The following is a 25643-nucleotide window of genomic DNA, read 5'->3' as shown; positions in this document are numbered from 1 at the left end:
GATTTTTTTTCATTCGCGGATAAAATTTAATAAATGGAGGGATTGTTTGTTGTTTTTTAGAAGATTATTAGTGACGATGATTGCACTTTTTTCGGTTTTTGGTTTGGCCTCACAGTCGATGGCTCAAACACCTGGCTTTACGGATATAAAGCCTAGCCATCCGGCATATGATCATATTCAATTTATTTCATCTTATAACATCATTAGCGGATTTACAGACGGTCAATTTAAGCCGGATGAGCAGATTAAACGCAAGGACGCGGCGGTGATGATGGTGCGAGCACTTGAAATTCTTGAAGCACCTGAAGAACCAATGACCTTCACTGATGTGACACCGACTTCCCCAGGATATAAAGAAATTTCGATTGCCATGGCGAACGGCTGGTTCACATTGACCGAAGATGGTGCCTTTGAACCAGACAAGCCGTTAACAAGGGACGAAATGGCAAAAGCTCTTGCCGTTGCTTTTTCATATGAAGGAAAAGAAACCTCCACCTTCATTGATGTGTCAAAAGACGACCCTTACTACCCTTACATCGATGCGATTAATTACTACAATGTATCAAAAGGATATAAGGTCGCAGAGGGACACGAATACCGACCTTCTGAAGTCGTGACGCGTGTTCAGTTCGCCATCTTTCTCTCTCGTGTATTCCAGCAGCCTTCCTCTTATGAAGTAAGAAACGCGGGACAAGTTGTCGCTACCCACACTTCCTTAGAAGCAGCCTTAGATGAAGTAGCAAATTACCCACAAGGAACGATTCATCCTGCAAGTACGAGATATCGAAAATTCGATGATAAAATTGCCATGGAAGATCGAACAGGCATTAAGTCTAGCGTGCTGATTTACAATGGAAAAGGCGAGAAAGACACCTTTACAAAAGAATATTTTGATAAATACACGAAATACAGCACACCCGATGGAAAAACAGGCGACTTTTTCAATACGTTTGTCATTTTAGCACTGCGCTATGATGGTGGATGGTTCACGGATGAAAAAGCTAATAAGGCAAACTATGCCGAGTGGCAAACCCATATCGATCGCACATTTGCCGAAGACGGTGCTTTACAGCAATTAAATGCCTCCGCCGGCGATCAAAGTAAAAAGGTGGACGTCTATATAGGCATTCCTTATCCTAAGCGCTCAGAGCCTATTATCAAGCTTGATGGGGAAGAAGTGGAAAATAGTTTAGATGCTCGAATGGACATGGTCAATTGGTACATTTCAGAAGTATCTGAAATGTTGAACCAAAGCCATTTTGAAAACCTTAACTTCAAAGGCTACTACTGGACAAGCGAAACCGTAAGAGCGAAAGAAGACGAGCAACTATTGCCTGCTGTCGCTGAACGTATCCATCAAGACAGTAAGTATTTCATTTATTCACCGCATGCCACATCAACGAATTTTCACAAATGGAAGTCATACGGCTTTGACGCAGCGTTTCTGCAGCCAAATGCCTTTCGCTCCAATGTTCCTGACAAAGAAAAGCGACTGCATCAAGCCTTTTTAAAAGCGCAAATGTATGGAGCAGGCATCAATATTGAAATCAACTCCTACTCCCAAAGCCAAGCGAAAGACGGAGTAGAGGCATTTAACCTATACATCGACTACTCTAAACGCTACGGCCTAAACGAGTACGGCATGATGTTCTACCAAGGCATCAACATGGTCGAACGAATGGCTACATACGACCACCCAATCTTCCAAGACTGGTACAAACAGCTAACTAGTACTTTCTTCTAGGAGGTGCCTGTCACCCCCCGGTTTTTGTCGCTTTTTAGCTGAGAGAAAAAGCTCCGCAGAGATGAGTATGCGGAGCTTTTTTTTATATGACAAAATTTAACTAGGCACAAACGGGGAATCATCGCATACATTGCAATTAGACACGATGAAAGGAGCTTCATGAATATGGACTATAACGATTACTCTCAGTATTCCCCCTTCCCATTAGAAGACGATGAGTACAGGCAAAATCCTTATCAAGGGCCGCCGGGGTTTCCAGGAGGGGCGATGCCACCTGGACAGCAGCCAGGGTTTCCAGGCGGTTTTCCTCCTCCAGGACAACAACCAGGATTTCCGTCAGGTGGGCAGCAGCAAGGAGGAGGACCTCCGACATCTCCCCCTCCTTCATTTACTCCACAGCAACAGCAAGTCTCTACGTTTGCTGTTGACCCAGGAGCGATTCGCGGCTGCTTATTCCGCAATACGTACATCTGGCTCCGAAGCGGGCGCAGCTTCTGGTTCTACCCAACATATGTTGGCAGAACATCGGTAGCTGGCTGGCGCTGGCGAAATTTTCGCTGGACATATTATGGTACAGATCTAAACAGAATCAGCTCTTTCCGCTGCTTCTAACACCGTTAAACAGAGGGGTCTTTTGACTTCTCTTTTTTTTACTTTTCATCCGCTGGTGATTACGCTACGAAGGAAAAAAATCTCAAAACCACATAATAAACCACCGCTTGGTTGCAAAATCTCTTATCCATTCGGCAAAAATACCCATACATGATCAAAAAATACTAAAATTTCCTCCCCCACAATATGGTAGAATGGTACAATAGACTTATATTCGACAACAAGTCGACAGAAAACGGGGGGTGACAGGCACCGCCCGGAAAATGGAGGATTTTGTTTATGTTAAGGGTTTTGTTGTTGGTGTGTTTGAGTTTTGGGTTGTTTAGTTCGTCGGTAAGTGCCGCGGCTTTTAGGGATGTGCCGTTTGATCATTGGGCGCATGATGAGATTCGTTTTTTAACAGATAAGCAGGTGATTCGCGGGTATGATGGCAATCAGTTTAAACCGCTTGTCATATTAACCCGCAAGGATGCAGCTGTGATGATTACACGCGCGATGAAGTTACCAGCGGTGGCTAATCCAAAGGTGAAACCTAGTGACTTAACCCCCTCGATGGCTGGATATAAAGAAATGATGATTGTGGCAAACAAAGGGATGCTGACACTTGCAAAAAACAAGTTTCAACCGAATAGTGCATTAACGAGAAAAGAAATGGCCCGCATGCTCGCCGTTGCTTATGATTACAAAGGAAAGCGAACATCGACTTTCAAGGATTTATCTAAATCTCATCCATATTACCCATATGTTGATGCTCTTTCCGACAATAAAATCACATCTGGATATCCAGACGGGACGTTTAAACCGGATGTCTCCGTCAATCGGGCACAATTCTCTAGCTTTTTATCACGAGTGTATGAACAACCGCATCACTACATTGTGAAACAAAAGGGACAAATCATTCACAAAGGAAGATCGGCTGATGAGGCAATCGCCTTAGCTGTGAAATATGATGATGCCACTGTACACCCTGTCAGCAACTCGCTCATGACCTATGAGAACAAACCCGCTAAAATGAGCGGAACAGGTATTCAAAATGGCGTGTTGATTTACAATGGAGCAGAGGCCGTGCAACAGTCGCCTGATTTTTTCGCTCCTTATTTGAAAAATAACGAGAAAAACTTGTTCGATACCTTTGTGTTTCTCGGCCGCACTTACACAGGCGGCGAGTTTGCCGAAGCACCGGGAAACAACGCTAATTATAAAGAATGGAATTGGTATATCGATCGGACATTTGCTCCATCAGGCTCCCTTTCTTCATTAAACAAAGCGGCAGCTGAAGCGGGCAGAACCGTTCAAGTTTATCTCTCTATTCCTTACCCAAAAAGCAAAGGCACCATTGTCAAGCTAAATGGAGCAAAAGAAGCAGCAACACTTCAAGCTAGAGAAAACATGGTCAAATGGTATATCCAAGCCGTACAAAACCGCTGGAACCAATCCGGCTACAAAAATATAAAACTAACAGGCTATTATTGGCTCAATGAGACGGTTATTCAGGCGAATGATGAGCTCCTTGTCACAAAAACAGCCAAACACGTGCATGCAACAAGCAAAAAATTTATTTATGCTCCTCATTCCCGTTCGACCAACTTTGAAAATTGGAAATATTACGGATTTGACGGTGCGTATTTGCAGCCAAATGCCTTTAGACTTAGTTTGACTGATTCAGAAGCCAGACTGCATAAAGCTTTTCTATCCGCACAAATTAATGGCAGTGGGATTACACTGGAAATCGACACATACTCCCCTCATCAAATGGAGGCTGCCCTGCCAAACTTTGAACGATATATCGACTTCGCTCACAACTATCAATTAGTGGGTCAAAGTCTACTATTCTATCAAGGACTAGACATGGTCCATCGAATGGCTAATTATCGCCAACCCGCTTACCAAGAGGCTTATCAAAAACTAGACAGGCTTTTCCAATGAAAAAAACTACTTGACTATAGGTAAGAAGGAGCTGTCCAGACAGTCAGTTTTCACTGAATTTCTGAACACCCCAAAGAAATATCGGAAACAAACAAAAAGAGCTGGAGAAAAACGAGTCGTTCTTGTTCTTCGCCAGCTCTTTTATTTTAAGAATTTATTGGACGCCCTCCTTCTAGAGGGCCCGTTTTTCAAATCATTATTTATCCCTTATGAACAAACCCACTTTACTTCGCTACATCCACAATACGGCCTTCCACTTGCGGATTGACCTTTCCTACATTCTGTATATGCTCTCTTAAATTCTCCCAATCTGATAAACCAAGATCCGTCACGCGACCTTCTTCGTAGGCCTTCTTGAACATATCATAGCCGTCTCCACCTTTTGCTGTGAAGGCATTGGTTGCTATTACGTACTTCTCGTTCTCTTGAATAGCGACATACGAACCATCTGCTTCTTTATAAGAAATCGACACGATCCGCTCTCCAGCTGGTTTGGAAGAATCAAATTCTACTTTTGCTCCTGATACGTGCAAGAAGCCGCCATTTTCAGCCGGAACAGCTTTCACACTCGCTTCAAACGCGGCCTTCAGCTCCGCTCCTGTGACTTCCATCGTTGCCAATGTATTACCGAATGGAAGAACATTAATCACTTCCCCCACCGTAATTGGTCCTTGATCAATCGATGTGCGAATACCGCCACCGTTTTGAAGCGCCATAATCACCTTTGAATTATACTGTTTTGCTTTCGCCAGCATACCATCCGTGATCAAGTTGCCCAGTTCCGTTTCATTTTTGCGCACACTCGGTTTCGTATCATCGCCTGATGTACGTGGGTTATCTAGCAGCTTTTCTGCAGTGGCTCCCGTTTCTTTATTTTTAATTTCATTGATTTTAGCTGTGTATGGGGCTAACAGCGCTTTCGTTTCGGCATCTTCTGCTTGTTCTTTAATCTCAATTAACTTGCCTGCTTGTCCAATCACTTTTCCGTTTTGATCAAACTCAACATCCACTGTGCCTAAAAATTTATTGTACTGCTCTGCTTGAACAATGACCGTTGGATCTTTCGGTTTCCCTGCTTCGTCCTTGCTTACAACCGTCGGCTCACTTAATTTTGTATGGCTGTGTCCGCCGACGATGACATCGATGCCGTCTACTTTCGCCGCCAACGTTAAATCATTGTCAATAGCGGCATTGTCATCATAACCGATATGGGAAACGGCGACGATTTTGTTGACGCCCATGCCTTCAAATGCTTTCACAGCTTTTTCCGCTTCCACCAAATAATCCTCAAACTCCACTTGATTCGCACTGGAGATATCCTTCGTTTCCTGTGTCGTCAGCCCGAAAAAGCCCACCTTTTGACCGTCCACTTCCTTGACGATTCCACTGTAGATTTTCCCTTCTGCCGGTTTGCTGGAGACAAGATCGCTAAATAGCCCTTGAAATTTGCTGTCTTTAGAGAAATCTACGTTGGCGCTAACAAATGGGAACTTAGCCCCTTTAATAAAGTCTGCTAGAGCTTGATGACCTTCTGGACTAGAACCAAGATCAAATTCATGATTGCCGAACGTCATCACATCATAGCCCATCAAGTTCATTAACTGCAAATCCGCTTGCCCTTTAAATTCATTGAAATATAGCGTACCAGAGAACACATCCCCCGCATCCACTAACAAGGCATTTGGCTTTTCTGTACGCACTTCTTTAATCGCCGTCATTTTCTTCGCGGCATGATCTAAATTGGCATGCGTATCATTCGTATGCATTAAAGATAAAGTAAAGCTGTTCTTTACCTTCGATAGCTTGTATAAGAACACCGCGTATTCACCGCGAGTAATCTCGTTAGCTGTGCCAAAAGCAGTCGCTGTTTTTCCAGACGTAATACCATGTGTCACAAGCGCGCTTACTGCATCCTTATAAAGAGGAGACACATCTTTAAAAGGAAGTTTCGCCGCATCCCCTTTTAAACCATACGCTTTTGCCAGCATCAGCGCTGCCTCACCGCGGGTAATGCGGTCATTAGAAGCAAAGGTTGTCGCTGTTTTTCCATCGACAATGCCTGCTTTTTTTAGAGCATTGACATAAACTTTCGCACGAGCAGGCACATCTTTAAATCCGGCATCCTCCACATTTTTAATATCAAGCTTTAATGCCTTGGCCAGCATAACAGCAGCATCGACACGTGTGATAGAAAGAGAGGTGCCAAATTTCGCATCCATCATACCATCAGTGATTTTGTTGCTAACTAGGTAATCCACAGCCTCTTTATAATTTTTGGATACGTCTGAAAATGAAGCCGCGAAAGCAGGTGTAACCGCTGTAGCAACAAGCGTGGCCGTAGCGGCAGATGCCACAAATTTACGATGAGATTTTGATAGATAACCCATACACTCGATTCCCCCAATTTCGATAAAGTAAGTTTGAGTGTGTACACTCTTAATCCAACTTTACCAATAATTTCTCTTATCTACAATATTGATAGTTATATAGAAATCGCTATTGTAAAAAATTTATCCCGCATTAACGAGCTGTAAGACCCCCACCTCAACATGGCGGAAGAATCGCAGACGTGTAGGCGGGGGATCAACAGCCCGTAAACGCCCGATCCGTTCAACTAACAATCAGTGGGGGATGAAGAAAACCCCCACTGATTGAAGTTTCACTTTATATAGAATTCGTGAACTTTATTCATTTGTCCCCTTCTCATGCTCCATAATGGATTGAAAAGCCTTTACAAGTGCTTTACAATTAAAGTAAAGATCCATCTATATTACTAGGTTTTTAGAACTAAATTATATATTAATCACAAGGAGTGCTTGTTTTGTCTATTAAATTAAGAAGCTTTCTCTCTTTTGGTCTCATTTTTCTATTGTTAATATTTCTGTGGATCTATCAACAGCAAAATTCGAATGCTCAAGTAAAGCAAATACAAACGATTAAAGATCGAACATTGCAAACGGCTCTGCTATCCGATGAACTGAAATTATCGGTTGTACAGGTACAGCAGTATTTATCAGATATTAGTGCAACTCGGGCACAAAATGGATTAGATGATGGCTTTGAACAAGCAAAAAAGTACAGCGACGTTTTTTATCGTGATATTCAAACGCTGAAAGAGCTGAATCCAAATGATGTTGAAAGATTGAACTCCATTGAACAGTCTTTTGAAGCCTACTATGCTTTAGGGGAGAAAATGTCCAATGAGTACATCAAAAGCGGCCCGAAAAAAGGAAATCAAATCATGCTTGAATTTGATAAAACGGCCATAGATATTAACGATAAGGTGGATGCCTTTCAACAAGAAAACGCTGAAAAAATCAAGCAGTCGATTCAAGATATTGAGCAGCTAGTTCAAAAGAACACGGAATTCTTCAACTGGATGATCGCCATCATTTTTGTTATTGGCGTCATCATTGCCATTTTCTTAAGTCGCTCCATCATTGTTCCGCTCGATCGATTGATTCTCTCTACTGAGGATATTGCGAAAGGGAACTTGCACCAATCGGTTTCGTTGTCATCCAAAGATGAAGTTGGAAAGCTATCACAATCCTTCGAGCAAATGAGGATCCAGCTAAGTGAGCTGATCAAAAAAATTGATGCCACCTCAAAAGAAATTGTCTCTTCATCGGAACAGTTAACAACGAGTGCAGAAAAAAATGAAACAGCGACCGAAGAAATTACCGCTGCGATGCAGGAAGTGGCTCTTGTTACTGAACAGCAAGCGGCTGACTCTTCTCATTCTTCACGATTTATTACAGAAGTGTCTCAAGGAATGACGCAAGCCGCTCAAGCGATTCAAACAGTGACAGATTTAGGTCAGCATGCCAAATCAAATGCAAGCAAAGGAAATCAAGTCGTACAAGAAACTTTACAACAAATGAAGCAAATTCATCAAAAAGTGGATCACACCTTTGAGGTCATTCAAAGATTGGATCAGAAATCAAGAGAAATTGATCAAATTATCTCGATCATTACCGCTATTGCTAGCCAGACGAACCTATTGTCATTAAATGCGGCCATTGAATCAGCGCGTGCGGGAGAACATGGGAAAGGATTTGCCGTTGTGGCTGGAGAAGTCAAACAGCTGGCCGAACAATCGGAGAAATCCGCCAATGAAATCCGCAAATTAATTGAGGAAATTCAACTGGAGTCTAAAAATGCGATTCAATCGATGAAAGAAGGCATCTCGGCCGTTCAAGACGGGATGAGTTTAACTTCGCAAACAGATGATTCCTTCAACGAGATTGCCAAACTTATTGAGGATATTTCTGTTCAAAACCATGAAGTCTCCGCTGTTGTGGAACAAGTCAATGCTAGCACCGATGGCATTGTCGAAATGATTCAGCGCATGACCCATACATCAGAAGAATCTGCGGCTAATGCCCAAAATGTCGCTACAGCTGCTGAAGAGCAACATACATCTATGAAAAATATCTCCGCTTCCGTCGAAAGCCTTAGCAACATGGCAAACGACTTAAAGAAACTAGTCAATCAATTTACACTATAAACAGCACAAACAAACAGCGCCAAGCTCCCTCAATAACTAAAGGGCAGCTCGGCGCTATTTTCATTCGACAAAAACCGGGGGGTGACAGGCACCGCCCGATTATTCTTTAATAGATGCGTCAACCGGGTTGATTTCAACGATGTATTCGTCTAGGTTTGTTTTAATAGAGAACTTATAGTAGCCTTTGTTTGTTCCTTCGTGTTTGATAGATTTGATGTACTCGCGTTTGTTCTCCCAAGTCCATGGATCTTCAATCACTGATTTTAAATAGTGTTCCGCTTGTTGAACGGTTAATTTAAATGGAGCTTCTTTAATAGAATACTCTTCCCAGTCTTTCATTTTCCACTTGCCATTAACATTTACTAACGTCCAAACCGCAGTATAAGCTTCACTCATTTCATCTTGTGGGTAGCGTACTTTCACTTTGATGCGGCTGTTGCTGCGTTCTGCAATCTCATACGGAAGTCCCGTATCATACACTTCATCATACATGATCATGTCACAACTTTTGCAGGCTTCCTTATAAAACTCTTTCATAAAGCTGTCCACAAGCGCGGTTTCAGCATAAGGAAGCAATTCTACTCGTACTTTAGAGAATGCTGGTTTCTTAGAAGCATTTGTGTAATATTCCATCACCATGCTTGCTTTGTTCTGTACTTCTCGAACTAAATTAAAGACTTCCTCATCATTGTACTGGCTTACCGGCTTTTTCTGATGAGCGCGGTATAAGAATAAAGCCATTTGCTGACGTGTTAATTTATCATTTGGTGCGAAAGTAGTAGCTGTTGTTCCAGTCGTTACACCGCTGCGAACTAACGCGTCAATGTAAGGAACTGCCCAGTTTCCTTTAGGAACATCCTTAAAAGGAATGACGGCATTCGCATTTGTTTGATACTTGAAGCTTAATGAAATCATCTTCGCCATTTGTGCTCTTGTTAACACTTCATTTGGCTTAATCGTCCCATCTTTGAACCCGTCGATAATGCCTCGCTCCGCTAAAGCAGCAATCGAATCATAGCGAACATGATCTCTTGTTACATCACGAAATCCAGCATGATCACTTTCTAATTCCAACCCAAGCATCGCTGCGATCATATCAGCTGCATCCGCACGCGTCACCAATTTGTTTGGTGCCACCTTATATGAATTCTCATCTTCTGATTCAAGTACTCCTTTTGCCATCAAGCTCCAAATTGGCTCATAAAAACGATTGTTTGACTTGATGTCTTTAAACGGTTCAGCTGCTGCTTGCACTTGATTCATCGGCACAGCTGTGCAAATCAGCAAAACTGACAACATAAAAATAATTGCCTTTTTCAACCTTACCCCTCCAAAATATTATTTATCAAACTAGTAAAAAAGCCTGACATTTCAATTATATCTACCAAAATTGTAATATACCACCTTTATTTTAAATAAATGTGGAAAAAATGAAACAATATTCCACAAGAATAAATCATCTAGCCTACTAGTTATTTATAAACTAGTCACCTTCAAAAGCCCCATCTTATACACTATTTATACACATTCAAAAACAAAAAAAGCCCTGCGGAAACTTCTCCGCAGAACCTTTCTCAAACTTACTATTTCGACAAAAACCGGGGGGTGACAGGCACCTACCAAATCATGTCGGCCCATTCGGGATGGTCGATGAATGGGTTACGGTTGCCTTGCCATTTTTGGATCGTGTCATTTCTTTTTCGTTCAAATTCATTGACTGGGTCTTGTTTGTGCCATTTTAATAGGACAGATTGTTTACCGTGATATGGATTATTTCCATTATTAAGTTTCTCATTTAGCTCTAGGTCGACACGGTCTCCTTTTTCATAGCGAACCGCCATGTAAAAGATCATTCTAGCCACATCTCCTTTGACACGGTCAGGCGGCTCCCATGAGTTAGCTGTTTTGAAGCAGCCATCACAATTCTTAACAGGGCTTCCCCCATTATCAAAGTCTAAGCTTCCTCTTGTACTGTTGATTTTCACATCTGTTGGACGCAAATGATGAATGTCTGTCCCAGGTCCGTGGCTTGTTCCAAAATCGCCATGTGACTTTGCCCATACATGTTCGCGATTCCAATCCCCCACATCTCCGCCATTTAAACTTTTCGAACGAGATTGCCCTGAGTAAAGCAAAATGACATTGTTCGAATTAGCAGGATCTTCATCGGTTTCTTTCAGCGCTTCCCATACTTCATCATAAGAAAGCTGCGTATGGTCATCGATAATTTCATGCAAAGAGGCTTTCAATTCATTTCCTGTTTTTCCGTAAGCGGCTTTATAGTAATCATCAAGCGGTGCTTCTTCTGCTCTCACCGTGACAGCAAATCTGACTGTTTCATTAGCCTTCCCATCTGTGGCAGTGACAGCGACTAGATGGCTTCCTTCTTCGAGTGATAGTGTCAATGTGGCCGTTTTCGGATCAATACTCCCTTTCGTCGATGTGAATGTTAATGGATCATTGTCAGGATCAGAAAAATAATCGGATAATGGCAGGGAAATCGTTTCTCCCACTTTTACCGTTTGATTCGTAAACTCCTTTTTTAGCACAGGCGCTTTGTTTCCTTCAGGCAAAGAAGGAGAGCCGATTGGCTCTCCCTTCGAATTAATCCATTGAATCGAATCAGATGCTGCGCCATTTTCAAATTTAATATTTTTAATGTTTTCAGCGCCTCTAATTTCTTTGACATGCTTTCCATCAATAATGACTTCACTTACTTCGGCACCTTTGAAATCAATGATAGCACCTGCTTCTTTCGGCTTGATCGTTACTTTTGTCGTTTTCAGACCAGTACCTTGAAGTTCAGCATAAGCACCCGTTAAGTAAATGCCTTCAGTAATAACAGATGACTCGTCAAGGTCAATCGCAACGCTTGGTGATTGGATGTTTAATTTTTTCGTCTTAAAGTTTTTTAAATTGTACATTTTTTCAGGAGTGATTGGAGTCACTTCTCCATCATCCGTCAAACCAATTTGAACTAATACTGGGTCATGATCACTTGCACGGCCTGCCATATCTGTAAAATCAGCATTGACATGAAGGATATCCACTGCAGTTGCTTTTTCAAGATTTTTCGAAACTAAAATGTGGTCGAGCACTTGAGAGTTCCCTTGATAGACATACGTATAACGATCAGACGCTTCCACTTTATTGATCATATTCGTCATATGCTTACCTTCGTGAATGTTTAACGCTTCAGAGAATTGGAAGTCGTTAAAGTCGCCAAGAGAGACGATGTTCGCATTTGGATTCTCAGTCTTTACATCTTTGATAAAGTTAGCTACAACCGTGGCAATTTGCTTACGTTGCACTTCACTTTTGTAGACAGGTGGTTGTTGTGAACCGAATAATGGCGTATCTCCACCTTTAGAGTTCCAGTGATTCGCAATAACAACAACATTTTCACCTTGGAAATCAAACTGGGCAGCTAATGGCTTACGACTACTCTTAAATGCCGCATTTGTTGGATCAATACGACCAGGGTTTAACGTCAATTTTCCATCTTTATAATCAACCGCTGTTGTTGCATCTCCTTCAGGCATACCATCTGTTAATGATACACGCTCTGGATTGTATAAGAAGCCGACCCGAATATTTGCTCCTGGTGCACCACCATCTTGGTCATTCACAGGATCGATATTGGCATACTTATATGTCGGCCCACCTGCTTTTGCAATCTCATTGATCAATCGTTGATAGCTTTGGTCTGCCTTTGAATCACCAGGATCTTGACCGTTATTATCTTGAACTTCTGTCACGCCAACAATATCAGGGCTTTGCATATCTTTCGCAATCGCTCTTGCTAATTTTTGCGCTTTATCATCTGTTGTAGATTGTTTATTGTTTGAGAAGTTTTCTAAGTTATAAGAAGCAACCGTTAACTTCTTATCATCCTTCACAATCTTTGTTTGTTCTGGTTTTGCCTCGCCCTTTGAATGAGCCGCTTTCATCTCATTTAAAGAAACGTAAATTTTGTAGTTTTGGAATGAATAACCCACTACTCCTGTGATCGGCCCTTTAAATTGATCACCTGTTGCCACTTCAAAGTCGCGAGCTGGACTGTTCGGCTCTAAACGGAATTGAATGCGATCGGCATTTTGATTCTCTTTTTCTAATAAAACGCCACCATGCAAAGTGTTTGTTTGTCTGTTTTCAAGAACCGTGACAAGATCTCCGTGTTCTTGTGGGGCAACAGCTTTCACATTACCCACTTCTACACGCATGCCTTCTAAGCTTTCCCAGAAGTCAATCGCATCGACATTTGGGTTAAATTCAGCTAAATAATCGCTATCAATCTTTTCTTTCGGTAAGTTAGTTTCGTCAATCACAATTGGTTTTGGTAATTCTACACCTGATTGCACGACTTCAACGTTTCCACCTTGATCGTTACGAACATTGATTTGTGTCGTTTTCATATCTGTTGTTTGACGGTCATTGAACCCATCAATCGCAAATTCGCTGACTTTACCAGTGACGGATACTAAATCGCCCACTTGAATCGGCCAAGTGTTTTTGCCACTGTAAAGAACAATTCCTTCTGATGTTTTTGCATCATTGTCTGCTTTTTCATCTGGTGTTTGAATGTGATAATAATTAGAAGTTCCTAATTTGAAAGAATACGTTACAACACCTTGAAGATTTTCTACCGTTTGTCCATCAAATGATGATTGATGGCTCGCTCCTTGAATGTCATGGATTTGGAGGCTATCTGTGATTTTGTAATCGAAAGTCTTGACTTCGCTATACTTGTCCTCAGATGTCTTGACAACGGCTTTAAGTGCCGTATCTTCTTTGATTTCGATTGGCGCTTCGTATTTCACACCTTTTTCGATTGGACCTGTTCCATCTGTCGTGTAAAAAATTTCAGCATTAGCCGCATTGGTAGATAAAGTAACTGTTGTACCACCCACAAATGTTCCACTGCCTGGATTCGCAAACACCGGTTGGATCACAGAGCTATCAGCGATGATATCTTGCTGTGAGCGTGGAATGATTTGGTACGTATCTTTAAATTGCGAAACAATTCCTGTAATTGAATCATATTTTGTATTTACAGTTAGACCCAGAGCACCGTTTTCATCACGAACCGTAACAGTTGCTCCATCGACTGTACCTGAGTAGTTACCTGAACCAAGATCAGCTGTAATCGTAACGTTTTTAATTGTGGCTAATTTTGACTCATTCTCTTCATTAACTTCACTACCTTTAATCTCTAAAGGAGCAGGAACCCCTACATTCTCGCCTTTTGTCTCGATAGTAGCAGGATCGATTTGTAACAGATGATTAAATTCTTTCAACGTACCTTTTAATGTGACTTCATCTCCAGGTTCCACATTTAATGACGTTGGGCGTACAGCAATCGCAGCTGTCTCATCTTGAAGTTGAATCGTATTTTTCAACTTAGCCGTTACGACTCCTTTTACAACTACCTCCTCACCAATCACTTTTGTGCGTGCATCGGCAATGGATTGCTCTTGCAATAGCTTATAAGTAAATGTACTTACATCGCTATCTTCAAGCCCCTCTTTTTGAGCAAATGCCTTAATTGTCATCTCTTTATCAACTATAATTGGATTATTGTAAGTCGTGCTTGTAGCAGTTGGTTCCGTGCCATCGGTCGTATAATAAGTGGTAGCTCCTTCGGTTTTTGTCGAAAGTGTCACTTCTGTACCGGCAACTACACTCGATGACGCGGGAGAAGCTGTCACTGTTTGAACCTTTGTTTCGTCAGTTGGAATTTCTGGATTACTCTCCACTTTTGTAATGGCTGTCGGAGATTTTAAGCCAGGATGGGAAAAATAAGCTTGTAGACTTCCATTAACATCTACTTGTGTATCAAGTAACTGAGGATTCATTTTCAAATTCCAATTTTTTCGTAATTCCCCAGTTGGTAACTGTACGTAAATCATTTTACTTGTATCTGTTTCACCGGGTGTATCGGCAATAGCAATATTGGTATCTTGAAATTCGGCTGGTGTTCTCGTTACACTTGTGTTTCCGTTAACATAACCAACAATATAACCTCTTACTGTTTGTGTTCCCGTATTGTTCCTAATTGCATCAGCAACAGTGATGAAACTTTCGGCACTTACCTTCTGAACACTCATTGGTGTAAAAAGGCTAATGAATAACAAAATGACTAATCCAATGTTCAAACTTTTCATAAACTGCTTGGTCTTCATTTATTTCGCTCCAATCAATTAGTTTTCCCATTTAGTCCTCATACTGCTTAAAAATCAAAGGATTGTCTCTCCCATTACTTGAACATTAGACAAGTCTAAGTTAGAAGCTTCAGGAAGGATTAAATCTCCTTCAACTTTAATATCGTTAAGCTTCAATGTTTCACTGATTGTTCCTGTAATCTTTAAATTACCTTTTACTACAGCGTGTGCCAGAGCAGTAGTATTTGTTACATCAACAGTTACTGAATCTCTATAGATTTTTGGACTTCCTTTTGTTCCAGAGAAGAAAGCCCCATCTACATTACCGCCAGGAAGTGTAGGATCAGGCGTCGATCCACCATCCGTAGATCCTCCTGTACCTGAATCTATTTGGTTCGCCACATCCATAATGCGACCTTCAATTTGCGGATTTACTTTACCTAAGCTCTTTATATGATCTCTGAGATTCTCCCAATCGGATAAACCAAGATCCGTTACACGACCTTCTTCATACGCTTTCTTGAAGACATCATAGCCATCTCCGCCTTTTGCTGTGAAGGCATTGGTTGCCACAGTATACTTCTCTGTATCTTTAATTTCTGTGTAAAAACCATCTGCCGTTTTATAAGAAATAGATTGTACGCGTTTTCCTGCTGGTTTAGAAGAATCATATTTTACTTTTGCTCCTGACACATGTAAGAATCCACCATTTTCCTTTGGTAAAGTTTTCACGCTTGTTTCAAATGCCTCTTTTAACTCAGCACCTGTGACTTCCATCGTCGCTAACGTGTTTCCGAATGGAAGAACATTAATGACTTCGCCAACAGTAATTGGTCCTTTGTCAATTGGCACACGAATACCACCACCATTTTGAAGCGCCATTACCACTTTTGGATTGTACTCTCTTGCTTTTTTCAACATGCCATCTGTAATTAAGTTTCCAAGTTCTGTTTCGTTTTTACGAACACTTGGCTTCGTATCATCACCGGAAGTACGCGGGTTGTCTAGTAACTTTTCAGCTGTTCCACCAGTTGGTGTATTTTTAATTTCATTGATTTTGGAGGCATATGGTGCTAGCAATTCTTTCGCCTTAGCATCTTCTGCTTGTTCTTTAATCTCAATTAATTTACCCGCTTGGCCGATTACTTTTCCGTTCTTGTCAAATTTAACATCTAATGTGCCTAAAAATTTATTGTGTTGATCCGCCTGAACAATGACCGTTGGATCTTTTACTTTACCTACTTCGTCTTTACTCACAACAGTCGGTTCACTTAATTTCGTATGACTATGTCCACCAACGATGACATCGATGCCGTCTACTTTAGCAGCCAATGTCAAATCATTATCGACGGCTTCGTTGTCATCATAGCCAATATGAGAAACAGCGACTATTTTATTTACATCCATACCCTCAAATGCTTTTACTGCTTTTTCTGCTTCTTCAATGTAGTTCTCAAATTTCACCTTGTCAGGGCTTGAGATATCCTTCGTGTCTTGCGTCGTCAATCCGAAGAATCCAACCTTTTGACCATTCACTTCTTTAACGATTCCGTTATAGATCTTTCCGTCTTCGGGTTTACTAGAATTTAAATCACTGAACAATCCCTTCAATTTATCATCTTTAGAGAAATCGACATTAGAGCTGACAAATGGGAACTTAGCCCCTTTAATAAAGTCCGCTAATGCTTGATGGCCTTCAGGACTAGAACCTAAATCAAATTCATGGTTACCAAACGTCATCACATCATAACCCATGAGATTCATTAATTGTAAGTCTGCTTGACCTTTAAATTCATTGAAATATAGCGTTCCAGAGAAAACATCTCCTGCATCAACTAAAAGTGCATTCGGCTTTTCAGCACGCACTTCCTTAATCGCCGTCATTTTCTTAGGAGCATTGTCGAGATTGGCATGCGTATCGTTCGTATGCATTAACGACAATGTGAAATCTTTATCCAGCTTCGAAAGCTTATATAAGAAAATCGCGTATTCCCCGCGTTTAATATCATCATTTGTTCCATAAGTTGTTGTGGTTTTACCTGATGTAATGTCATGTTTCACAAGCGCGCTTACAGCATCCTTGTAACGGGAAGTCACGTCTTTAAAAGAAATATTCGTGTTGTCGCCCTTTAAATCATACGCTTTCGCTAGCATAAGTGCTACTTCACCGCGTGTAATGTTTTGATCGGGAGCGAATATCGTCTCCGTTTTCCCACCGACAATTCCCGCTTTCTTTAAAGCGTTAACATACGCTTTCGCACGGACTGGTACATCTTTAAAACCTGCATCTTCCACATTTTTAATATCCAGTTTTAACGCTTTTGCTAACATCACCGCGGCATCAACACGCTTAATAGACAGGGATGTACCAAACTTGGTATCCGTCATTCCATCCGTGATTTTGTTGCTAACGAGATAATCGACTGCCTCTTTATAATCCTTCGATACGTCTGAAAATGAAGCCGCGAAAGCAGGTGTGACCGCTGTAGCTACAAGCGTAGCCGTTGCGGCAGCAGCCACAAATTTACGATGAGATTTTGATAAGTAACCCATACACTCAATTCCTCCACCATCATGTTTTATAATCTAGTTACACTAAGTCTAGAAAACAAGAAAAACTACACTATTGAAAAATGATAGCTTTTCACCATTTACTTCAAAATTAAACAAATACCTCAATAAAAGGTGTAATATAGAAAACCACCCATGTAAAAACATAGCATATACACTATGTAAATATTGTTAAATTATTGTAAACGATAGGTGCATAAAGATAAAAATACCAATACATACGGATTTTCCTGCTTGTTTTTGTTGATTACCGTAGCTGTTGGCCAAAAGACGTTTACAATTCGTTTACAATTAAAACAAAAAACGGATGAAAATAAAGTAATAGGTCTTTTCTCATTCACTCCATCAATAAATATAAAAAACCCGATTCTTCTTTTTGGAGAATCGGACTCTTGATCATTTACACTTCTCTATTGAATCAACAATTCAAAATTTAAACATTTTTTACAAAATTATAACATTCGTATTATGGTGATAAATAACAATTCCTGATAAAATAAGGGTGAATTAATCAAAGGGGGTAGGAAAAGTGGAGTCATTTGAAGACTACAAATTGTCAACAGATACCTTTTCAATGGCAGGACTGAATCATCCGGAGTACAACACAATTATTCATGATGCGAACGGTGTGTATTGTACACGAAAAACAGTAAAGACCCTTTTGAATGAAGCTTGCATTGAAAGAGCCTGTACATATGAAGGACGTATTGAAGCCATTCGAGCCGTAACTTCTTATATGAAGAAAACACCTTTGATAATTTGCCTAGTTGAAAAGATTTATGCCTTTCCTATTGTTGGACCAAATAACTACGATTGTGTTTGGCTCTTTCCGGAGAATATCGTTGGGGTAGAAGAAGAAGGAAATGGGAGATTAACCGTCCAATTCATCGACGGCACCTCCATATCGGTTAATTGCTCCCTTCGCACCTTTCATACCCAAAAGAAGCGGGCCGTTGACAGCATGCATCAATTCTCTAGTAAATTGTTTCGTCGATTAAAGACGAGAAGTCTCTTTATATAAAAAATAAAAGCAGCAAGCTATCAAAATAGCTCGCTGCTTTCTATATGTCCAATGGGTTTATATGCCTAATTATTTAGGAATGTTCACATTGATTGTAGAAACTGCCAATGGAGTTGTTTCTCCATCACGAGTAACTTTTACTACGACAGAACCGTTATCTCCAGCAGAGAAAGCAGCTCCAGCAGTTTTTCCTAATTTGCCGCCAGCGATTTCCACAGGAACTGTCACACCGTTAGAATCTACAACATTAGATACGGCAGTAACTGTTCCTAATGTGATATCATCTGCTGCATCATAACCAGCATTCGCCACTTCAATATAGATGACGCCAGTATCAGAAATTGATACTTTCTTATCAGCACTTAACGTAACCTTTTCAGCTTTCAATACTTCAGCATCTAAATCTAAGAATTTAACTGCTTTCACTTCAGCCGCTTCAAAGCTAACAGCTGTAATAGAAGGTGTAGAGTTCACAACATTTACGTTAATTGTCGCACGTACCACTGTTCCTTCTAATACTTTAATAGTAGCTGTACCCGATTTCGTTCCGCCAGTTACTGTGATCGCACCTGTAGAATCATCCACTGCAACAGTTGCCACATTTGTATCAGATGAAGCGACAGTGTATTTACCTGTATCACCAGCAGCTGCGCCATCTTCATCGAAGTCTTTTTCTGGTCCAATTAAGAAGCCTGAAGCATTGTATTGATTCCAAAGAATGCTCACTTCTTTATCTGTAGAACCTTTCACAATATCTAACTGTAAATCTTTCGCAGAGTCAGCAAGCTCTAGTTTTCTAGATGCCACGTCACCAGTTGCTGCAATAGTTAAGTTCACAGTAGCTAATGTCTTGTCAGCTGCATTTTTAATTTGAAGTGCACCAGTACCAACGTTCGCTGCATCAGCTGTTACTGTAAATGAAGTTTTACCTGCTGCATCCGTTGCTGCTGGATCATTAGATGTAGCGATTGTTTCGTTTTTAGAGTTTTTCACATCAAATGCTGCTAAATCTAATCCTTTAAACGCATCGCCATATTGGTCCTTCACTTCTACACTTACAGATTGAGTAGCACCATTCACAAGCTTTGAAGAAGAAACATTCGTCGTCGCTGTTGTTGCTACACGAGCATCTGCAACAATTGTTACAGGAACCTCTACTTTTGCATCTCCGCTTGCAATAGTGAATTTCACTGTACCAGGGGCAACTGGAGTGATCTTACCAGTATGGTCAATAACCGCTACTGCCGGATTAGACGTTTTGAATGTCGCGTCATTAATGGCAGCTTCTTTTGTGCCATCTAATAAAGTTCCTTTAACATTAGCAAGGCTTACATTGGCATCATTTAAAGCGATTTTGCCGCTCTTCACTGCTACATCCGTATTAGCGAATAAATCATATGCTGTGATCGCTGTTGTGATCGCTTTTTCATCAACAACCGTCACTTCTACTAATTCAGATTCAACTGTTTTATCTCCTTTAGTGATAACCACTTTATAAGAGAATTTGTCTCCAGCTGCCACTTGAGCTTCATCGATTTCACCAGTGGAATCATCTGCGAATACGGCTGGCTTCGTCGATTGGAATTTCACTGTATAACCAGCTTCTTTCAAGTAAGCTACATCCGCTGCTGTCGCTTCATCATTGATGCTGAACTTTAAGAACTGGCCATCTTTCGCTTCATCAATTCTAGATGTTAAAGCTTTCGCTGCCGTCACATCAAGTGTGAAAGTGAATTTAAATTCAGTCACGACATCCGCTTGACCTTCTACTTTTTCTGTTAATTTAAGCACTTGCTCTACAGAAGAAGGAACAGCCTTTTCAAGCGTTAAAGTCGCTTCTGTATTGTCTTTATTAGCGACTAATGATAGCACTTTATTTCCTGCTAATGTAAACTGATCTGCTTTAAACTGATCTAAACCTGTACCTGTAATTTGAACTTGTGTAGCGTTTAACGCCTTCACTGATTCAACCGCAGCCTTGACTTCCTCTTTCACTTCAAGCGTATCCGCTCTGAATAAGAAGACAGCGAAGTCACCGCGAGTAAGGTTATCGTTTGTTCCAAATGCTGTTTCTGTTTTACCAGATGTAATTTTGTTTTTAAGAAGTGCATTTACTGCCGCTGTGTAGTTTTTGTTTACATCTTTGAAAGAATGGTTTGTACCTTCTCCATCTAACTTGTAAGCACGAGTAAGGATCACAGCCATCTCACCGCGAGTTAGTGGGTCGTTTGCACCAAATGTTGTTTCTGTTTTACCGTTTAAGATGCCAGCTGCTTTAAGTGCATTCACTGCCGCTTTCGCACGAGCTGGAACATCTTTGAATCCAGCATCCGGAGCTGATGTTTCAGTTAATTTTAACGCGTTTGCAATCATAACTGCTGCATTTGCACGAGTGATTTGGTTGTACGTTCCGAACGTAGTTTCAGACGTGCCTTTCGCAATCTTGTTATCTACTAAATAACTTACTGCTTCCTTCACGCGATCATTGACATCATCAAAGCTTGCAGCAAATGCCGGCGTTACTGCTGTTGCTACAAGAGTGGCTGTCGCAGATGCGGCAATAAATTTACGATAAGATTTTGCTTGAAAACCCATGTATAAATCCCTCCAAAATAGTTTATAAATACATAATTTATATGTATTTTTGCATCGTAAGAATAAGGTGTTAGAAGTTAAAGAATGAGGAACTATTACCAATGTTAAATTATAGGCTTACCAACCCTGCATTTATATTCCTCGTCCTCCACTACAATATAAACCTACATTGGCAATTTTTCTATATTAAAATAGTGGATATGTTTCCACATTAATTAATAATTGGATATATAAGTATTAATATATTTTTCAATCATTTTTTACAATAAAATCACATAGTCTCTATTATTCATACTATAGAGAGAAGAATAGACAATAAAAAGCAGCCAACCAAATGCATAGCATATGGTTAGCTGCTTTTGTTTAGCACTTATTCAGTAGGGCCTAGCCTCTTAGTGAATCTCTATGGTTCTTTTGTTCTATTCTTTCCACTACATCCGAACTGTCCCTTCTTTATTAAGTACGATTGCTCTTTACTTCCTTCGTTAACTCATCAATACTCTTCCGCACATTGCCTTTCCCTGACAGATTCTCTAACAGCTCTTTCACATCAATGCCCGCCGATGCTTTCAAGGATTCTTGCATCGTTGACATGAGGTTCGTCGTATACCCCGTAATTTTATTCGCTCCGCCGTTTTGGCTGTCGCTGCCTGTATCGACAACGGTGATCTTGTCGATATTGCCGAGAGGACTAGCGATCTGTTTCGCATATTCCGGAAGCATTTTAATGACCATATCTAAAATAGCGGCTTCACCGAAATGCTCAAAGGCTTCGGCGATTTTGCGTTTCGCTTCGGCTTCAGCGAGACCTTTCATGCGGATAATATCCGCCTCCGTTTCCCCGCTGGCCCGTTCCGCATCCGCTTTCGCTAATCCATCTAAGCGGATCTTCTCTGCTTCGGCTTTAGCCATCGCTTCCACTCGATACTTATTTGCTTCCGCTTCTGCCATTTGCTTCGTTTTCTCCGCTAATGCCGCTTGTTCAACTGCATAGCGATCCGCATCGGCCTTTTTCTTCACTTCCGAATCATATTGACGCTCGCGGCGCTGAATTTCTTTTTCTTCCAATTCAATCTGCTTTTGACGCTCAATAATGCGGATTTGCATTTCCTGTTCCGTGACTTCTTGTTTCGACCGTGCTGTTTCGAGATCATACGCCTGATCGGCTCGCGCTTTCGCTACGTCTTGTTCGCGGCGATACTCAGCCACTTTCAACTGATTTTCCTTCTCCGCTTCGGCAATCTCTGTCGCTCGCTTCAACTCTGCTTTCTGAGCTTCTTTCGCCGCTTCCGCTTTTTTAATCCGTGTTTCCTTTTCGGCTTCCGCTGTCGCAATATCAGCATCGCGCTTCACTTGAGCGATCCGCGGCTTTCCGAGCGACTCTAAATAACCGTTTTTGTCACGAACATCTTTAATCGTAAAGGAGACAATCACCAATCCCATTTTCGCTAAATCTTGTGAAGCCACACGCTGCACCTCTTGCGAAAATTTATCTCGATTTTTATAAATTTCTTCGACCGTCATCGAGCCTAAAATCGAACGCAAATGCCCTTCCAATACTTCTTTCGCTTCATTTTCCCGATCCTCTTTTGCTTTTCCGAGAAACTGCTCAGCGGCTGTCGCAATCTCCCCGATCGACCCGCCAATTTTAATGATCGCTGTTCCGTCTGCCATGACTGGAACCCCTTGCTCTGTGTACACTTCCGGCGTTGTCACTTCCAGCTTGCTTGACAACAAACTTAAAGGCTCTGATTGCTGAAACACTGGAAAAATAAATGCCCCGCCGCCGCGAATAATCTTAATCTTATTCCCTGAATCATCGACATGAACATTCTTATTCCCTAAATAACTGCCCGTTACAATCAACGCCTCATCCGGCCCTGCCGTTTTATACTTCGATACATACACCGCTATAAGAGCCACCAACACAAATGCCACTACCCCAACAATTGTCCATACAACTGCCATCCAAACACCCTCCTGTCATTAATTTTGAAACAGCGGATCGTATGTTTGCACATACAATACCCCCTTTTGCACCTCAATAATTAATACCGTCGTTCCCTCGGCAATCGGCTGATCATCAAAAGCACAAGCCGGTTTCGCAATCATCCCGCTATTGCTTTCGATCACCACTTCCCCAAACCCATCCTCAGGAATCGGAATAATCACCTTCCCCGTTCGTCCGCTTAACGACTCTTCCGTATACACAAGCGACTCTTCCGCCGACGCCAAAGGAATCAACACAAAATAATAAAGCAAAAAATCAACGACAATCGCTACACCTATCGCAATAAAAAGAATATAAAGACTCGTAAAAGAAGAAAACCGCTCTAAGCAGTACCCAACAGCGGAGACAATCGTCACAAAGGCTAACACCACCGCAGGATTAAAAAATGGAATCCCATCCTCCATCCCACTCAACACATCGCCAAACAGAACATACAACACAGTCATGAACACCGAGGCAATCAGAAGAAAGAAATACACAGTCAGAATGGGGAAACCGAATAGCTCCAAATGAGCACCTCCTTTCATAGGTTAAATGAATAAGAATATTAAAAATTCATTTTATATTCTTACTATTTTATACGGTAGTAAGTGGAGATAAGTTTCATTTTTGTTAAATTTTAATAAGAAAAAGGCTTTTCAATTTATAATAAACGCTTTCTATGAAAGAAAGCTTGGGGTCAGACCCCCGCTCCTTCGAAAGAACCGATCATCGCAAAGAAAAACTGACCAGACGCAAGTCAACACCCACGTAGAAGAGACTGCCCCACTCTCCACATAACATTTACAAAAATATAACATTTCCATAATAATTATATTTAACCATGACTGATACAATATAAATGAATTGATCAAAGGGGGTAGGAAAAATGGAGGTAGTACCAAATTATAACGTATCTACAACCACGATGTTACTTAAAGAGCAGCATCACCCGGATTACAACACGATCATTCATGATGTCCTTGGTGTTTATTACACAAAGCAAACCGTCAAGTCTATGTTGAATGAAGCTTGCATGGAAAGAGGAAGTACATACGACGGAAGAATTCAAGCCACTCGAGTACAAACTCGTTGTATAAGAAAAACACCTCTAGTGATTTGCCCAGTGGAAAAAATTTATACCTTTCCGATGGTTTCGCCAAGCAATTATGGCTGTCCTTGGTGCTTTCCTGTACATATCATTGACGCGGAGCAAGAAGAAAATGGGCAATTGAGAGTAGCATTCAGTAACGGTACCTTCACCTCGATTGAAGGTTCCCTTTATACCTTTACGAAACAAAAAGAGCGAGCAGACCACACCTTGAACCACTTCGCGAACAAGTTATTACGTCAGCTAAGAAGAGTGCAGCTCTTTATATAAAAAAGACTGAGTGCGCTAACACTCCGTCCATGCAACCTCTACCATCAGGGTGGCGGTTGTCTAAAAAATTATTTTTCCTTATGAGAACCACCCTTTTGCTTGCGACGGCGTAGGGTGGTTTTCTTGTTTTCTCAAATAATTTCCTAGGGGGCTGACACCATTTCCCCTAAAAGTTTTTTGACTGGTTTGCCTTTGTTCTTTTGAACGGAGGAAGCAACATGTTTTCATATTTTTCATAAATCTTTATGATGTTTTGAGTAACACTTAGTTTAGGGACTGTTAAATAGATAAAAGTTGCAGATACTAGACTTATTAACATTCCTGTTAAAACATCAAAAGGATAATGAACCCCAACCCATATACGGGAGACTCCCACGAGAGCAGCTAACAATACCCATAAAATTGACCAGCCTCTCTTAAAGAGCCAAAATGAAATACCATATGAGAAAAATAAAATTGTATGGTCACTTGGAAAAGAATTGTCTTTTTCTTTATCTATCAGTTTATTAACCTCTGTCAATTCAACAAAAGGTTGATAATTCGAGTGAAATAACCCTGAAACCTTCCCTATCGTAAAGGCACAAAGAAAAGCGATCGATGCACAAAGAACCATTATTCTATTGTCCGTCTCTCTTGTAAACCAAATAAAAAGAACACTTAGTGCAAGTAAAACAACCATATATTCAGCAATAAAACTAAATGTAGGATTCAAAAAAGGATATTCTTTCCCTAGGTCATTAATCAACCTAAACAATGAAATATTAACTTCTGAAATATCCAACCCCAACACCACCCAATCTCTTTTTAGAACATAGTACAAGAGAATTAGATGATCTACCATCGATTCAAATAACATTATTTCGGGTTCATATGACATCTTTGTAAGATTGGTGTCACATCATTTATATACATTAATATCAATGGGAGTCCCCTGCATTAATCCATTTTTCAACTTCAAATGTTCCTCTTCGCTTGAACATCGTGACGTTTTTCCAATCCACAATTTATCTTCAATTTAAAAAATATAAAGGAATTAGTGGGGGTCTTATACCAATTACCCATTCACGAACTTTCGAACGAGCATTAGCTATTAACTTTAGCCGAAAATTTTGCTTAGCAGCTGACATATTGATTC

14 protein-coding genes are annotated in these 25643 nt (G+C 40.9%); 6 read left to right on the top strand and 8 right to left on the bottom strand.

What is annotated here, in order from left to right:
- Positions 1–49: 49 nt before the first annotated feature.
- The 3 genes from IRB43_RS16530 to IRB43_RS16520 all read left to right on the top strand — a co-directional run bounded on the left by IRB43_RS16530 (position 50) and on the right by IRB43_RS16520 (position 4282).
- Entirely contained in the window at positions 50–1744 is a 1695-nt protein-coding gene (locus tag IRB43_RS16530) for a DUF4855 domain-containing protein (RefSeq protein WP_203364580.1), read from the top strand.
- Between the two features lie 165 nt (positions 1745–1909).
- The gene (locus IRB43_RS16525; protein WP_203364579.1) at positions 1910–2356 is read left to right on the top strand and encodes a transporter; all 447 of its coding nucleotides are present in this window, start codon (positions 1910–1912) and stop codon (positions 2354–2356) included.
- Positions 2357–2635: 279 nt separating this feature from the next.
- Entirely contained in the window at positions 2636–4282 is a 1647-nt protein-coding gene (locus IRB43_RS16520; RefSeq protein WP_203364578.1) for a DUF4855 domain-containing protein, read from the top strand.
- 224 nt (positions 4283–4506) lie between these two features.
- Here IRB43_RS16520 and IRB43_RS16515 read toward each other — a convergent pair whose 3' ends face one another.
- Positions 4507–6669, bottom strand: coding sequence for a 5'-nucleotidase C-terminal domain-containing protein (locus tag IRB43_RS16515; RefSeq protein ID WP_203364577.1), 2163 nt, complete (start codon positions 6667–6669; stop codon positions 4507–4509).
- A gap of 434 nt (positions 6670–7103) precedes the next feature.
- On the opposite strand from IRB43_RS16515, the gene IRB43_RS16510 reads away from it, so the two are divergent.
- Positions 7104–8789, top strand: a complete 1686-nt coding sequence (locus IRB43_RS16510) for a methyl-accepting chemotaxis protein (RefSeq protein ID WP_203364576.1) — start codon at positions 7104–7106, stop codon at positions 8787–8789.
- Positions 8790–8888: 99 nt separating this feature from the next.
- On the opposite strand, the gene IRB43_RS16505 is transcribed toward IRB43_RS16510, so the two are convergent.
- From IRB43_RS16505 to IRB43_RS16495, 3 genes are all read right to left on the bottom strand, one after another.
- A complete protein-coding gene (locus IRB43_RS16505) occupies positions 8889–10109 on the bottom strand; it encodes an S-layer homology domain-containing protein (RefSeq protein ID WP_203364575.1) in 1221 nt (406 codons plus the stop codon).
- 296 nt (positions 10110–10405) lie between these two features.
- Positions 10406–14971 (bottom strand): endonuclease, encoded by a 4566-nt coding sequence (locus IRB43_RS16500; protein ID WP_203364574.1) that lies wholly within the window; start codon positions 14969–14971, stop codon positions 10406–10408.
- Positions 14972–15025: 54 nt separating this feature from the next.
- The gene (locus IRB43_RS16495) at positions 15026–17503 is read right to left on the bottom strand and encodes a 5'-nucleotidase C-terminal domain-containing protein (RefSeq protein WP_203364573.1); all 2478 of its coding nucleotides are present in this window, start codon (positions 17501–17503) and stop codon (positions 15026–15028) included.
- A 547-nt stretch (positions 17504–18050) separates the two neighbouring features.
- Between IRB43_RS16495 and IRB43_RS16490 the strand changes: the two genes are divergently transcribed.
- The gene (locus IRB43_RS16490) at positions 18051–18542 is read left to right on the top strand and encodes a competence protein ComK (RefSeq protein WP_203364572.1); all 492 of its coding nucleotides are present in this window, start codon (positions 18051–18053) and stop codon (positions 18540–18542) included.
- A gap of 69 nt (positions 18543–18611) precedes the next feature.
- Here the strand turns inward: IRB43_RS16490 and IRB43_RS16485 are convergent, their stop codons facing one another.
- The 3 genes from IRB43_RS16485 to IRB43_RS16475 form a co-directional block, all read right to left on the bottom strand.
- Positions 18612–21137 carry an S-layer homology domain-containing protein gene (locus IRB43_RS16485; RefSeq protein WP_203364571.1) on the bottom strand — a complete coding sequence of 842 codons (2526 nt, stop codon included), beginning with the start codon at positions 21135–21137 and terminating at the stop codon, positions 18612–18614.
- A gap of 456 nt (positions 21138–21593) precedes the next feature.
- Positions 21594–23105, bottom strand: a complete 1512-nt coding sequence (locus IRB43_RS16480) for a flotillin family protein (protein ID WP_203364570.1) — start codon at positions 23103–23105, stop codon at positions 21594–21596.
- An 18-nt stretch (positions 23106–23123) separates the two neighbouring features.
- Positions 23124–23657 (bottom strand): NfeD family membrane protein, encoded by a 534-nt coding sequence (locus tag IRB43_RS16475; protein WP_203364569.1) that lies wholly within the window; start codon positions 23655–23657, stop codon positions 23124–23126.
- A gap of 359 nt (positions 23658–24016) precedes the next feature.
- Here IRB43_RS16475 and IRB43_RS16470 point away from each other — a divergent pair, with 359 nt between their 5' ends.
- On the top strand, positions 24017–24508 hold the full coding sequence (locus IRB43_RS16470) for a competence protein ComK (RefSeq protein WP_203364568.1): 492 nt from the start codon (positions 24017–24019) through the stop codon (positions 24506–24508).
- A 166-nt stretch (positions 24509–24674) separates the two neighbouring features.
- On the opposite strand, the gene IRB43_RS16465 is transcribed toward IRB43_RS16470, so the two are convergent.
- Complete coding sequence (locus IRB43_RS16465) at positions 24675–25289, bottom strand: undecaprenyl-diphosphatase (protein ID WP_203364567.1); 615 nt, start codon at positions 25287–25289, stop codon at positions 24675–24677.
- Between the last annotated feature and the right edge of the window lie 354 nt (positions 25290–25643).

It is taken from the genome of Bacillus sp. REN10, assembly GCF_016820555.1.
In the GTDB taxonomy this organism is placed as follows: Bacteria; Bacillota; Bacilli; order Bacillales; family Domibacillaceae; genus Bacillus_CE.
The sequence above is the reverse complement of the archived record's forward strand: the minus strand, read 5'-3'. Positions and strand labels throughout refer to the sequence as shown.

Bases quoted from the DNA above. Each gene is read 5' to 3' on its own strand.
- IRB43_RS16525 (WP_203364579.1), top strand. From the start codon at position 1,910: ATGGACTATAACGATTACTCTCAGTATTCCCCCTTCCCATTAGAAGAC.
- IRB43_RS16520 (WP_203364578.1), top strand. From the start codon at position 2,636: ATGTTAAGGGTTTTGTTGTTGGTGTGTTTGAGTTTTGGGTTGTTTAGT.
- IRB43_RS16515 (WP_203364577.1), bottom strand. From the start codon at position 6,669: ATGGGTTATCTATCAAAATCTCATCGTAAATTTGTGGCATCTGCCGCT.
- IRB43_RS16500 (WP_203364574.1), bottom strand. From the start codon at position 14,971: ATGAAGACCAAGCAGTTTATGAAAAGTTTGAACATTGGATTAGTCATT.
- IRB43_RS16495 (WP_203364573.1), bottom strand. From the start codon at position 17,503: ATGGGTTACTTATCAAAATCTCATCGTAAATTTGTGGCTGCTGCCGCA.
- IRB43_RS16485 (WP_203364571.1), bottom strand. From the start codon at position 21,137: ATGGGTTTTCAAGCAAAATCTTATCGTAAATTTATTGCCGCATCTGCG.
- IRB43_RS16480 (WP_203364570.1), bottom strand. From the start codon at position 23,105: ATGGCAGTTGTATGGACAATTGTTGGGGTAGTGGCATTTGTGTTGGTG.
- IRB43_RS16470 (WP_203364568.1), top strand. From the start codon at position 24,017: ATGGAGGTAGTACCAAATTATAACGTATCTACAACCACGATGTTACTT.